Annotated in this window: 12 protein-coding genes; all 12 read right to left on the bottom strand. The window is 66.5% G+C overall.

The features are described 5' to 3' along the window. Positions 1 to 32 precede the first annotated feature (32 nt). Positions 33 to 842, bottom strand: a complete 810-nt coding sequence (gene trpA, locus QY917_RS09375) for a tryptophan synthase subunit alpha (protein WP_088886264.1) — start codon at positions 840 to 842, stop codon at positions 33 to 35. Next, positions 839 to 2,107, bottom strand: a complete 1,269-nt coding sequence (gene trpB / locus QY917_RS09370; RefSeq protein WP_088886265.1) for a tryptophan synthase subunit beta — start codon at positions 2,105 to 2,107, stop codon at positions 839 to 841. Before trpB ends, trpA begins: the two co-directional genes overlap by 4 nt. Further along, a complete protein-coding gene (locus QY917_RS09365; RefSeq protein WP_123675914.1) occupies positions 2,108 to 2,851 on the bottom strand; it encodes a phosphoribosylanthranilate isomerase in 744 nt (247 codons plus the stop codon). After that, the gene (gene truA, locus QY917_RS09360) at positions 2,848 to 3,672 is read right to left on the bottom strand and encodes a tRNA pseudouridine(38-40) synthase TruA (protein WP_123675915.1); all 825 of its coding nucleotides are present in this window, start codon (positions 3,670 to 3,672) and stop codon (positions 2,848 to 2,850) included. Before truA ends, QY917_RS09365 begins: the two co-directional genes overlap by 4 nt. 70 nt (positions 3,673 to 3,742) lie before the next feature. Further along, positions 3,743 to 6,400, bottom strand: a complete 2,658-nt coding sequence (locus QY917_RS09355; protein ID WP_123675916.1) for a FimV/HubP family polar landmark protein — start codon at positions 6,398 to 6,400, stop codon at positions 3,743 to 3,745. 268 nt (positions 6,401 to 6,668) lie between these two features. After that, on the bottom strand, positions 6,669 to 7,799 hold the full coding sequence (gene asd / locus QY917_RS09350) for an aspartate-semialdehyde dehydrogenase (RefSeq protein ID WP_123675917.1): 1,131 nt from the start codon (positions 7,797 to 7,799) through the stop codon (positions 6,669 to 6,671). Positions 7,800 to 8,078: 279 nt separating this feature from the next. Further along, entirely contained in the window at positions 8,079 to 8,852 is a 774-nt protein-coding gene (locus tag QY917_RS09345; RefSeq protein WP_123675918.1) for an SDR family oxidoreductase, read from the bottom strand. 163 nt (positions 8,853 to 9,015) lie between these two features. Next, positions 9,016 to 10,089 (bottom strand): 3-isopropylmalate dehydrogenase, encoded by a 1,074-nt coding sequence (leuB, locus tag QY917_RS09340; RefSeq protein ID WP_011806354.1) that lies wholly within the window; start codon positions 10,087 to 10,089, stop codon positions 9,016 to 9,018. Positions 10,090 to 10,189: 100 nt separating this feature from the next. After that, entirely contained in the window at positions 10,190 to 10,840 is a 651-nt protein-coding gene (gene leuD, locus QY917_RS09335; protein ID WP_011806353.1) for a 3-isopropylmalate dehydratase small subunit, read from the bottom strand. 41 nt (positions 10,841 to 10,881) lie between these two features. Continuing rightward, complete coding sequence (locus QY917_RS09330) at positions 10,882 to 11,289, bottom strand: hypothetical protein (RefSeq protein ID WP_088886271.1); 408 nt, start codon at positions 11,287 to 11,289, stop codon at positions 10,882 to 10,884. 32 nt (positions 11,290 to 11,321) lie between these two features. Continuing rightward, complete coding sequence (locus tag QY917_RS09325) at positions 11,322 to 11,444, bottom strand: entericidin A/B family lipoprotein (RefSeq protein WP_011806351.1); 123 nt, start codon at positions 11,442 to 11,444, stop codon at positions 11,322 to 11,324. A gap of 13 nt (positions 11,445 to 11,457) precedes the next feature. Beyond that, positions 11,458 to 12,879, bottom strand: coding sequence for a 3-isopropylmalate dehydratase large subunit (leuC, locus tag QY917_RS09320; protein WP_011806350.1), 1,422 nt, complete (start codon positions 12,877 to 12,879; stop codon positions 11,458 to 11,460). Between the last annotated feature and the right edge of the window lie 12 nt (positions 12,880 to 12,891).

The raw sequence follows: 12,891 nt of genomic DNA, 5'->3' as shown, positions 1-12,891 counted from the left end.
GCGCGGGCCGTGGCCGGCGCGCAGGGCCGTCATTATGCGTCCAGCGCCTTGCGCACCCCACGCAGAAAGTCCACGGTGATACCGACCACTTTCTCATGGGGCTGGTCTTCGATGAGCTGGATGATGCGGCTGCCGATGACCACCGCATCGGCCACGCGGCCGATGGCCTGCGCGGTGGCGGCATCGCGAATGCCAAAGCCCACGCCGACGGGGACCTTCACATGCTCGCGGATGCGCGGCAGCATGGCCTCGACGGCGGCCGTGTCCAGCGCGCCGGAGCCGGTCACGCCCTTGAGCGAAACGTAGTAGACGTAGCCGCTGGCTACGCGAGCCACCTGCTGCATGCGTTCCGCCGTGGAGGTAGGCGCCAGCAGGAAGATCAGGTCGATGCCGTGGCCGCGCAGGTCGGCGGCGAACTGCTCGCACTCCTCGGGCGGGTAGTCCACGATCAGCACACCGTCCACGCCGGCTTCGCCCGCGTCGCGGGCGAAGGCGCCCTTGCCGTGGCGTTGCTCGTAGCGCTCCACCGGATTCGCGTAGCCCATCAGCACCACGGGCGTGGTGCTGTTGCGCAGGCGGAAGCTGCGCACCATCTCCAGCACCTGGGCCAGGCCCACGCCCAGTGCCAGGGCCTTCTCGCCCGCCTTCTGGATGACGGGGCCGTCGGCCATCGGGTCGGAAAAGGGCACGCCCAGTTCGATCACATCGGCGCCGGCCTCGACCATGCCGTGCATCAGGGCCGGTGTGATGTCGACGAAGGGAAAGCCTGCTGTGACGTAGGGGATGAGCGCCTTGCGGCCCTTGGACTGCAGCTCTGCAAAAGTGTCAGCGATGCGGCTCATGCGGCGGGTCCTCCCTTGACGGTCAACCCGCGCATGGAAGGACGGTCGTAGAAGTCCACGCCAGACAGGTCGGCCACGGTGCCGATGTCCTTGTCGCCGCGGCCGGACAGGTTCACGAGGATGGATTGCTGGGGCGTCATGGTCTTGGCGAGCTTGAGCGCGTAGGCCACGGCGTGGCTGGATTCCAGGGCCGGGATGATGCCCTCGGTGCGGCACAGGTAGTGAAAGGCTTCCAACGCTTCGGTATCGGTGATGCCCACGTACTCGGCTCGCTTGATTTCCTGCAGCCAGGCGTGCTCGGGGCCCACTCCGGGGTAGTCCAGGCCGGCGCTGATGCTGTGCGTCTCCGTGATCTGGCCATTCTCATCTTGCAGGATGAAGGTGCGGTTGCCGTGCAGCACGCCACTGGAGCCGCGCTGCAGGCTGGCGGAATGCTTGCCGCTGTCCAGGCCTTCGCCTGCGGCTTCCACGCCGATCAGGCGGGTTTTCTCGAACGGGATGTAGGGGTGGAAGATGCCCATGGCATTGCTGCCACCGCCCACGCAGGCCACGACGGCGTCGGGTTGCTCGGCGGCGATCTTCTGTTCGGCCAGCATGGCGGGCATCTGCGTGAGGCATTCCTTGCCGATCACGCTTTGGAAGTCACGCACCATCATGGGATAGGGGTGGGGGCCGGCCACGGTGCCGATGATGTAGAAGGTGTTGTCCACGTTGGCCACCCAGTCCCGCATGGCCTCGTTGAGCGCATCTTTCAGCGTCTTGCTACCCGACTCGACGGGCACCACGGTGGCACCCAGCAGCTTCATGCGGTAGACGTTGGGGCTTTGGCGCTTGACGTCCTCGGCGCCCATGTACACCACGCACTCCAGGCCATAGCGCGCGCAGATGGTGGCGGTGGCCACGCCGTGCTGGCCGGCGCCGGTCTCGGCAATGATGCGCGGCTTGCCCATGCGCTTGGCGAGCATGGCCTGGCCGATCACGTTGTTGATCTTGTGTGCGCCGGTGTGGTTCAGGTCTTCGCGCTTGAGGTAGATCTGCGCGCCGCCCATCTCGCGGCTGGTGCGCGCCGCGTGGTAAACCGGCGAGGGGCGGCCCACGAAGTGCGCAAGCTCATAGTGGAATTCCTTGAGGAACTCCGGGTCGTTCTGGTAGCGCGCATAGGCTTCGCGCAGTTCATTGATGGCGTGCGTCAGCGTCTCGGAGACGAAGCTGCCGCCATAGGGGCCAAAATGGCCCGAAGCATCGGGTTGGGTATATGCAGGCATTTACAAATAAGGAACTGGTGCTGCATCGGCCGCGCGTACGGCGGCGATGAAGCGGTCGATCTTGCCGGCGTCCTTGATCCCCTTCAGGGGCAGACCATCGGGGCCCGTGGCCTCCACGCCGGAACTGACATCAACGGCCAGCGCCCGGCAACGCGGGCGCACTTGCCGTATGCCATCGGTCACGTTTGCAGGCGTGAGTCCACCAGACAAAACGAGATGACAGTCGACGTTTGTTGGAAGGAGTGACCAATTGAATGCCTTGCCACCGCCGCCATAGCCCTCGACATGGGCGTCGAGCAGGATGGCGCGGGCGTGAGAGTGATCGTGGGCGTATTTTACGAGGTCGAACCGTGCCGCACCTTCGCCCAGGGGAATGCGCGCGGCGCGCAGGAAGGGAATGCGGCCCCCGTCGCTGGAGCGCAGGCAGTCCTCGGGTGTTTCGTCACCATGGAATTGCGCTGTGGCGCCCGGTACAGAAGCGCAGGCAGCTATCACATCAGTAGCATGGGCATTCACGAACAACAGCACTGGCGTGACAAAGGGCGGCAGCCGCCGGGCCAGTTGTGCTGCGCGCTCTGGGGTGACGGCGCGCTGGCTCGCGGGATAGAGCACGAAGCCGACCGCGTCGGCACCGCTGGCGACGGCCGCGTCCACGTCCTGCTCGCGCGTGAGGCCGCAGATCTTGATGCGTGTGCGCGCGGTGGAGTGGACGGGGGTGCTCAGTGCTGCGGTCGGGCTGCTCATGGCAGCCAATCATACGCAGCCGTGCGCGTCGGCAGGCCCCATTCCGCGCCGTATACCGGGCCCTGGAAGTACAGGCCATCGGGCGAAAAGGTAGGAGCAGCCGCGTCGCGCGACCGCGCCTCCAGCACCGTGCGCATCCATTCGGGCGGATACAGCCCCTGGCCGATGGCGACGATGCAGCCCATGATGTTGCGGATCATGTGGTGCAGGAACGCATTGCCTTCGAATTCAAAGCGCCAGTAGCAGGGGACACACCCGTGGGTGCCGGTGGACTCGCCCGCTGGCGGAGCCCGGCGTGTGATGTCGATGCGGTGCAATGTCTTCACCGGCGACTTGGCCTGGCAGGCCGAGGCGCGAAATGACGTGAAGTCATGCTCGCCCAGCAACTGCTGCACGGCCCTGTGCATGGCCTGCTCATCGAGGGCATGAAACACCCAGCCCACGCGCCCGGCATCAACGCTAGGGCGTACGGGCGATTGCAGCAATACGTAGGCGTAGCGCCGGGCCACGGCGCAGGCGCGGGAATGAAAGGCATCGGGAACGGGTTGCGCCCACTGCACGGCGATGTCCGCCGGCAGGAAGGTGTTGGTGCCGCGGACCCATGAAAACGGCGCACGCTGGAGTTCGGTGTCGAAGTGCACCACCTGCATCAGCCCGTGCACGCCGGCGTCGGTGCGCCCGGCACAGATCGTGTGCACCTCCTGCGTGGCAAAGCGGCCCAGGGCCGCTTCCAGACGGTCTTGCACCGTGTTGCCAGAGGGCTGACTCTGCCAGCCGTTGTACGCCTGGCCGTTGTAACTGACGCCCAGGGCCATCCTCATCGGATGCTCCTTTCGGAGGGCAATGGCACGTCAGCGCGGCAATGGCCGCGTGCCCACCGCCGCATGGACATCAGCCCAGTTCGGCGAGCAGTCGCTGGGCGCGGGCCTTCAGCTCACCGGACGATTCGGCGATGACCTCTTCCACCAGGGCCCGCGCGCCTTCGCTGTCGCCAATGGTGTTGAACTCTTCCGCCAGTGCGAGCTTGGTGGCCAGAGGGTCGTCCGGCAGCGCGTCGGCAGCGGAGGACGCTGCCTTGGCGGCGACGGAGGGCGCGACGGGAGCGGCCGCCGTGGGGGTGTCAAGGTCCAGCGACAGATCGCCGAGGTCGAACTCCAGGGATTCCGAGGTGGCGGCCTTCGCGTCGCGGCTGGTCAGGGGGGCGACGCCGGAGTCCATCAGGGACAAGTCATCGTCCAGGTTCAACGGAAGAGGCGCGCTTTGCACGTCGGGCTCTGTCGTCGCCTGCGGCGTCACCGCTGGCTCGTCCCAGGAGGCCTGGGGTAGTTCCAGGTCGCCTAGATCCAGGGACGGGACGGGCGCCTGGGCGGTTGGCACTACCGGCGCGGCTGCGGCGGTGTTGTTGGCTGCGGCCATGGCAAACGTGCTTGGCGCCGGGGCCGGGGCCGACGGTGCTTCGTGCAGATCGAGATCCAAGTCCAGATCGAGGTCTGGCAGCACAGAGTCCGGTCCGCCCGTGGGTGCCGCGGGAGCAGTTGCTGCGCCCAGCGTGCTTGCAAAGGCCGCGGTCGATGCAGCGGCCGCTGTGGCGCTGGCGGCAACGGCAGGACGGCCACCGGGCTGGTACAGCGGATTTTCGGGGTCGAGCGTACGGCCCAGGTCGGACACGCGGGTCCAGTCGGGCCCCTGGCCGTTGGTGAGCCTGAACACGTCGTTGGCGACGGACTCCAGCGCCTTGCGGTCCTGGCGCTTGGCATAAATCTCGGCCAGTTTGGCGGGGATGGAGACGCGCTCCGGATGGTGGCGCAGCGCCTCCTTGAGAATTTCCTCCGCCTGCAGGTCACGGCCGTAGGCGAGGTAGACGTCGGCTTCCGCCACCGGATCCACATCGCCACCGGCATCCAGTTGGCTGGGCGAATAGGTCATGGACGAGGAGCCGGTCGTGAGTTCGCTGTTGGCCGTGTCCACACGCTGGCCGCCACTGGCGCCGAAGAAGGAATCCGGCTGCAGGCTGCTTTCCGAGAACGAACTGTCCAGGGCACCCTGGTTGCGGCGGCTTTGGACCACGCGGTAGCCGCCATAGCCCAGCAACGCAAGTACGAGCGCCAGTGCGCCTCCTGCCAGCAGCGGGTCCTCCGTGAGGGCATCCAGGAAGCTGGGCTCTTCGTAGGGAACGGGCTGGGGGGCTGGACGCGGGGCCACGGCGGCGGGAGCGGGTGCTGCGGCAGAGGCCTGGGATGCTGCTTCGGCGGGAACAGCCGCCTCGGCGGCAGAGGCCTCGGGCGCTGGTGCGGCAGCTTCTGCCGTGGCAGTGCTCATGTCGGCGCTTGCAGCCGCGGTAGCGGGTGCGGGCAACCCCCCGGCGGCGGGTACTGCCACCGCCGGCTGGCTGGCAGGGGCGGAAGGCGCCGTGGCTCCTGGCGCAGCTGCGCCAGCGCCGGCTGGCGCGGAGGCGCCGCTGAGCTGGTTCAGGTCGGAGATGTTCTTGGACAGCTCCGCCATGCGGGCGCTGTTCTGTTCGGCCTGCTTGTCGCGGGCCATCTGCTCCTCGGTCTTCTGGGCCTGAACGCTGCCTTTGGAGAGAGTGAGCTTATCGGGGCCGGCAGCGGCGGGCTTGCTCTCGTCCACCTGGGTCTGCACAGTGCCGCGCGCGGAGCGCTCTGCGGCCGCAACCTCGGCCTTGGGAGCTGTCGCAGCCATGCGGCGGCGGAATTCATTGAAATCGCGGCTTTGCGCGGCGACGATCTTGCGAGCTTCGGTGGCGTCCGTGGCTTGCGCCTCCGTTTCGCTAGGCATCTGCAGCACTGCGCCGGAACGCAGACGATTCACATTGCTGTTGACGAACGCGTCCGGATTGGCGCGCATCATTGCTACCAGCATCTGGTCCAGCGAGACGCCAGCGGGGCGATGGGCTTCCGCGATGCGGCCGGCCGTGTCACCGGGGCGCACGCGAATCTCGTCACCGCCAGCGGACGCGGGTGCGTCTGCGGGGGTGGGACGGCCGGCTACGGCGGGTGCGGGAGGGGTTGCTGGGCGTGCGGTAGGCGCGGGCGCCGCGGTAGTGGCGGGGGCGCGCGGCGCAGTTGCCGCGGCACGGGGTGACGTTACCTGAGGGGCTGCGGTCACCGCCGCCTGCGGGCGGCTCGCCGGCGGGTCGAACAGCATCGTGTAGCTACGCACGATATGGCCGGAACTCCAGGTCGCATCGATAACCAAATCCACGAAAGGATCGTTGACCGGGCGGGTACTGCTCAAGCGCAGCACCATGGAGCCATTCGTGCGGCGGTGCAGTTGCACTTGCACGCTGTGCGCAGCGGGGGAATATTCCATGCCCTGGCTGCGGAAAACTTCAGGGCTGGCGGTGCTCACGCGCAGCGATTCGGCCTCGGCAGCAGTGATCTGGGGCAGTTCGACCTCCGCGCGCAGGGGCTCGCCAAGTGCCGACTGGACATTCACGCGGCCCAGGGCGAGAGCACTTGCATCGGTGGTGTAAAGACCAGCCGAGAGGATGGCCGCGGTGGCCAGGACAGAAAATTTCCAGCGATGCATGTGTGCGACGAATGAAGAGATGGATGGTGCCGAGGGGGCGGTATTTTTCTGGTCGTGATCGAGCCGCCCAGGCGCGTGAAAATATGTAAAAAGCACCATAGCATCAATGTTTTGCACTGACAAGCTGAGGTGCCGCGCCACGTTTTATACGGTGCAGGAAGAGGCCGGGACGGCCTTATTCCTGTTGGTAATGGACAACGATCGGTAACAGGCCGTATCAATCTATGACCTTGAAAAAACGCCACCCGAAGGTGGCGTTGAATCGGCGTCAGGCGTCCAGCAGGATGCGCAGCATGCGGCGCAGCGGCTCGGCGGCGCCCCACAGCAACTGGTCGCCGATGGTGAACGCGCCCACATACTCCGGACCCATGGCCAGCTTGCGGATGCGGCCGACGGGAATGGTCATGGTGCCGGTGACGGCCACGGGAGTCAGGTCCTTCAGCGTCGCCTCACGCGTATTGGGAACCACCTTCACCCACTCGTTGTCAGCAGCGATCATGGCCTCGATGTCGGCTACGGGCACATCCTTCTTGAGCTTGAAGGTCAGTGCTTGGCTGTGGCACCGCATGGCGCCTACGCGCACGCAGAAACCGTCCACCGGCACTGCGGCGGTGTTGAAGCCTTCCCCCTGGCCCAGGATCTTGTTGGTCTCGGCCATGCCCTTCCACTCTTCCTTGGACATGCCGTTGCCCAGGTCCTTGTCGATCCACGGGATGAGCGAGCCGCCCAGCGGCACGCCGAAATTGGCCGTCTCCGCGCCCGACAGGCTGCGCTGCTTGGCGATGACCTTGCGGTCGATTTCCAGGATGGCGCTCTTGGGGTCGTCGAGCAGGGCCTTCACCTCGGCATTCAGCGTGCCGTACTGCGTCAGCAGTTCGCGCATGTGCTGCGCGCCGCCGCCGCTGGCCGCCTGGTAGGTCTGGGTGCTCATCCACTCGACGAGCCCGGCCTTGTACAGCGCACCCACGCCCATCAGCATGCAGGACACGGTGCAGTTGCCGCCTATCCAATCCTTGCCGCCGTTCGCCAGCGCGTTCTTGATGACGGGCATGTTCACCGGGTCGAGCACGATGACCGCGTTCTTTTCCATGCGCAGGGCGGAAGCGGCGTCGATCCAGTGGCCGTTCCAGCCGGCCGCGCGCAGCTTGGGGTACACCTCGTTGGTGTAGTCGCCGCCCTGTGCGGTGAGGATGATGTCGCAGCGCTTGAGTTGTTCGATGTCGAACGCGTCCTGCAGCGTGGTCTCGTTCTTGGCCTGGGTGGGCGCCTTGCCGCCTGCGTTCGAGGTGGAAAAGAACAGGGGCTCGATCAGATCGAAGTCCTTTTCCTGCGTCATGCGGTCCATCAGGACCGAGCCGACCATGCCGCGCCAGCCGACCAAACCTACCAACTTGCTCATTTCATCGCCCTTTCAAAGTAAAAAACAGTACGCACGCGACCGGTGGCTGCTTTCTTCCGCCCCCGGCTCGTCTAGGCCAGGGAGGGCGCACGACGATGCCGGAGCTGGATCAGCCCGTAATGGTCGTGGTTTTGGTGATTGCGCGCGCAGCCTTGCGTGCCTTGACGGCAGAGGCGGTGTTCAGGGCGAACGGGCGGGCGGCAAACATAGCTGGGCATTGTAGCGGAACCCATGCAGGCCATGGCTGGGCATGCCGCCGCCATCGCCGCTGCGCTGTGGTCATCCCCGCTGGATGGACACCCCACCATCCACCAGCATGGCTGTCCCGGTGACGAACGATGCCGCGTCGGACGCCAGGTACAACGCGGCCTGGGCAATTTCCCGGGGCTGCGCCAGGCGCTTGAGTGCATGCAGTTGGGCGACCTGGGCCAGCGCCTCGGGTGTTCCGTTCATAGCGCGCGCCATGGGGGTGAGGGTGCCGCCGGGCAGCAAGGCATTCACACGGATGGCCTTCGCTCCGAACTCCGTGGCCAGTGCCTGGGTCAGGCCGATCAGGCCGGCCTTGCTCGCGGCATACGCGGCCGTGCCCGCAAATGCGGCGGTATACCCCACGAAGGTGGAGGTGAGGATGATCGAGCCACCTCCGCGCGCCAGTATTGCGGGAATCTGGTGCTTGGCGCCCAGGAAGGCACTGGTGAGGTTGGTCTCCAGGGTGTCGCGCCAATCGCTCGACTGCACGTCCGGCGTGGGTTGCAGCGGCCCCATGGTGCCCGCATTGTTGAAGGCGATATCGAGGCCGCCAAAACGCTCCACGGCAGTGGCGACGAGCGCTTGTGCGTAGGCCTCGTCGCGCACGTCGCCGGCCACTGCCGCAGCCGACCCTCCCTGCTGGGTGATGGCAGCGACGAGTTGGTCCAGCTCCGCTTGGCGCCGTGCGCCCACGACGACGGCCGCGCCGGCCTCCGCGAAAAGCAGGGCCGCTGCGCGGCCGATGCCGGAACTGGCGCCGGTGACGATGGCGACGCGATGGGAGAGGGACGGTTGGTGGGACATGGGACGCTCCTTCGGGTTGGGTGAAGGAAGAGTCTCCCGGCCCGCGGGCGACGCGTCTGGCCGGATCCGGACTTGCGATGCCGCTTGTGCCGCTGGTGCTGCTTGCGCGCCACGAAAAAGCGGCCCCGAAGGGCCGCTGGCGCGTTGTGCGGGAGGCCGCCCGTCAGGCAGCGAGGGCCTTCACCACGGCATCGCCCATCTGTGCCGTGCCCACCTTGGTGGTGCCGTCGCTGTAGATGTCAGGCGTGCGCAGGCCTTGGGCCAGCACCTGCTGCACCGCGGCTTCGATGCGGCGCGCGGCTTCTTCCTGGTTCAGGCTGAAGCGCAGCATCATGGCGGCGCTGAGGATGGTGGCCAGGGGGTTGGCCACGCCCTTGCCGGCGATGTCCGGGGCGCTGCCGTGGCTGGGCTCGTACAGGCCTTGCTTCTTGTCGTTCAGGCTGGCCGAGGGCAGCATGCCGATGGAGCCGGTGAGCATGGAGGCTTCGTCGGAGAGGATGTCGCCGAACATGTTGCCGGTGACGATCACGTCGAACGCCTTGGGCGCTTTCACCAGCTGCATGGCCGCGTTGTCCACGTACATGTGCTGCAGCTCCACGTCGGGATAGTCCTTGTGCACCTCGGTCACGACGTCCTTCCAGAACTGGAAGGTTTCCAGCACGTTGGCCTTGTCCACGCTGGTCACCTTCTTGTTGCGCTTGCGCGCGGCCTCGAACGCGACGCGGGCGATGCGCTCGATCTCGGGCTTGCTGTAGCGCATGGTGTCGAATGCTTCCTCGGCGCCGGGGAAGTGGCCGTCGGCGGCGGTGCGACGCCCGCGCGGCTGGCCGAAGTAGATGTCGCCGGTCAGCTCGCGGATGATGAGGATGTCCAGGCCGGCCACCAGCTCGGGCTTGAGGCTAGAGGCGTGCGTGAGCTGCTCGTAGCAGATCGCGGGACGGAAGTTGGCGAACAGGCCCAGGTGCTTGCGCAGGCCCAGGATGGCCTGCTCGGGGCGCAGCGGGCGCGCCAACGTGTCGTACTTCCAGTCGCCCACGGCGCCGAACAGGATGGCGTCGGCACTCTTGGCAAGATTCAACGTGGACTCCGGCAGCGGGTGGCCCGCGGCCTCGTAGGCGGCGCCGCCCACGGGTGCCGTCTCCATCTCCAGCTTCAGGTCCAGGGCTTCGAGCACCTTGACGGCCTCGGCGACGATCTCGGGGCCAATGCCGTCACCCGGCAGAACTGCGATTTTCATGGTCATTCACTTCTGTTTTGATAGCTGTCAGCGCTTGATAGGTAAGTGCTAGAGGCTGATTTTGCTTGTAATCTATCTGTCGGCCAGGGCCGGTGGCAGGTCACGCGGCCATGGTGTGGCTCAGCCACGGCTTGCTGGCCAGGCGTGCGGCTTCGAACGCGCGGATCTTGTCGGCATGGCGCAGCGTCAGGCCGATGTCGTCAAAGCCGTTGAGCAGGCAGTACTTGCGAAACGGCACCACGTCGAAGGGGATCTCCTCGCCCTGGGGACGCACCACCACCTGGCGCTCCAGGTCCACGGTGAGCTGGTAGCCGGGGAAGGCGGCCGCTTCGTTGAACAGCTGGTCCACCGTGGCTTCGGGCAGCACGATGGGCAGCAGGCCGTTCTTGAAGCAGTTGTTGAAGAAGATGTCGGCGAAGCTCGGCGCGATGATGGCGCGAAAACCGTATTGGTCCAGCGCCCAGGGCGCGTGCTCGCGGCTGGAGCCGCAGCCGAAGTTTTTGCGCGCCAGCAGGATGCTCGCGCCCTGGTAGCGCGGCTGGTTCAGCACGAAGTCGGGGTTGGGCTTGCGCTGCGATTCGGGCACGCCCGGCTCGCCCTTGTCGAGGTAGCGCCACTCGTCGAACAGGTTGGGGCCGAAGCCCGTCTTCTTGATCGACTTGAGGAACTGCTTGGGGATGATGGCGTCGGTATCGACGTTCTCGCGGTCCATGGGAGCGACGAGGCCCTTGTGGAGGGTGAATTTCTGCATGGTGGTGTGTCCGGAAAGAAGTGGCGTTGGGGCCAGCGTGCTTACTGGCCGTTGGTCCAAGTGCCGGCCTTGATCTGTGCGCTGGAGGTTTCGCAGGCCTTGCGCTTGTCCTGCAGCGCATCGGCGGTCAGGTTGTAGTAGTAGGCATCCACGGGCTGACCCATCAGCCCCTTGCAGGCGCCGCTGGCCGGGCGCGGGCACTGCGGCAGGTAGCTCACCTTGCCGGGCTTGCCGCCCAGTTGGGCGGACATCTGCGCCAGGCCGCCGCAGCTGCCCTTGATCTGGTCGTCGGGCACGCCGGCGGCGAATTCCATGCAGTCCTTGACCTGCGTGGTCTTGCCACTGAAGGTGATGCTGCCTTCGATGACGCAGGCGCGGTTGGCGGCCCACGACAGGGCGGGGGTGGCCAGCAGCAGCGTGGTGGCGAGGCAGGCGAGGGCTTTCTTCATGCGGAGCTCCTGGGATGACGGTGTGGAGGGGCTTACTTGGCGGCGCGTTCGATGGCGCTGCCGGCGCGCTGCACGTCCTGGCCCATGCCCTTGACGGTGTTGCAGCCGGCCAGCACGAAGGCCAGCGCGAGCAGGGCGGCGAGAGACTTGTTCATGGTGGGAGGCTCCTTAAGCGAACTGGCGGATGTCCACGAAGTGGCCATGGATGGCGGCGGCCGCGGCCATGGCGGGGCTCACGAGGTGCGTGCGCCCGCCCGCGCCCTGGCGGCCTTCGAAGTTGCGGTTGGACGTGGAAGCGCAGCGCTCGCCGGGCTCCAGGCGGTCGGCATTCATGGCCAGGCACATGGAGCAACCGGGCTCGCGCCATTCAAAGCCCGCGGCCTTGAAAATCGCATCCAGCCCCTCGCGTTCGGCCTGTTCCTTCACCAGGCCTGAGCCAGGTACCACCATGGCCAGCTTGATGTTTTTGGCGACCTTCTGGCCGAGCTTCTTCACCACGGCGGCGGCTTCGCGCATGTCCTCGATGCGGCTGTTGGTGCACGAGCCGATGAACACCTTGTCCACGAAGATGTCATCCATCGGCTTGCCGGGCTGCAGGCCCATGTAGGTCAGCGCACGCTCGATGGCGCCGCGCTTGGACGGGTCCTTCTCCTTGTCCGGGTCTGGCACCACGGCGTCGATGCCCAGCACCATCTCGGGGCTGGTGCCCCAGGTGACCTGCGGCACGATCTCGGCGGCGTTCAACTCCACCACCGCGTCGAACTTGGCGTCCGCGTCCGAGTGCAGCGTCTTCCAGTACGCCACGGCCTGGTCCCACTCCACGCCCGTGGGTGCGAGCGGGCGGCCCTTCACGTAGTTGATCGTCTTGTCGTCCACTGCCACCAGGCCCGCGCGGGCGCCGGCTTCGATGGCCATGTTGCACACGGTCATGCGGCCTTCCATGCTCAGGTCGCGGATGGCTTCACCGGCAAATTCAATCGTGTAACCCGTGCCGCCGGCGGTGCCGATCTTGCCGATGATGGCCAGCACGATGTCCTTGGCCGTGATGCCAGGGGCGACCTTGCCATTCACTTTGACCAGCATGTTCTTGGCCTTCTTGGCCAGCAGGGTCTGCGTGGCCATCACGTGCTCCACCTCGCTGGTGCCGATGCCGTGGGCCAGCGCGCCGAACGCGCCGTGGGTGCTGGTGTGGCTGTCGCCGCAGACCACGGTCATGCCCGGGAGGGTGGCGCCGTTCTCGGGGCCGATCACGTGCACGATGCCCTGGCGCTTGGACAGGAACGGGAAGAACGCCGCCGCACCGGACTCCTGGATGTTCTTGTCCAGCGTGACGATCTGCTCCTTGCTGATCGGGTCGGCAATGCCGTCGTAGCCGCGCTCCCAACCGGTGGTGGGGGTGTTGTGGTCGGCCGTGGCCACGATGGAGCTCACGCGCCAGACCTTGCGGCCCGCCTCGCGCAGACCCTCGAAGGCCTGCGGGCTGGTCACCTCATGCACCAGGTGGCGGTCGATGTAGAGCACGGCGGTGCCGTCCTCTTCCGTGTGGACGACGTGCTCGTCGAAGATCTTGTCGTACAGGGTGCGTCCCATGGCAGTCTCGTT

Source organism: Diaphorobacter sp. C33 (assembly GCF_030503915.1).
Classification (GTDB): domain Bacteria; phylum Pseudomonadota; class Gammaproteobacteria; order Burkholderiales; family Burkholderiaceae_C; genus Diaphorobacter; species Diaphorobacter nitroreducens.
This window is presented reverse-complemented; position numbering and strand designations above follow the sequence as displayed.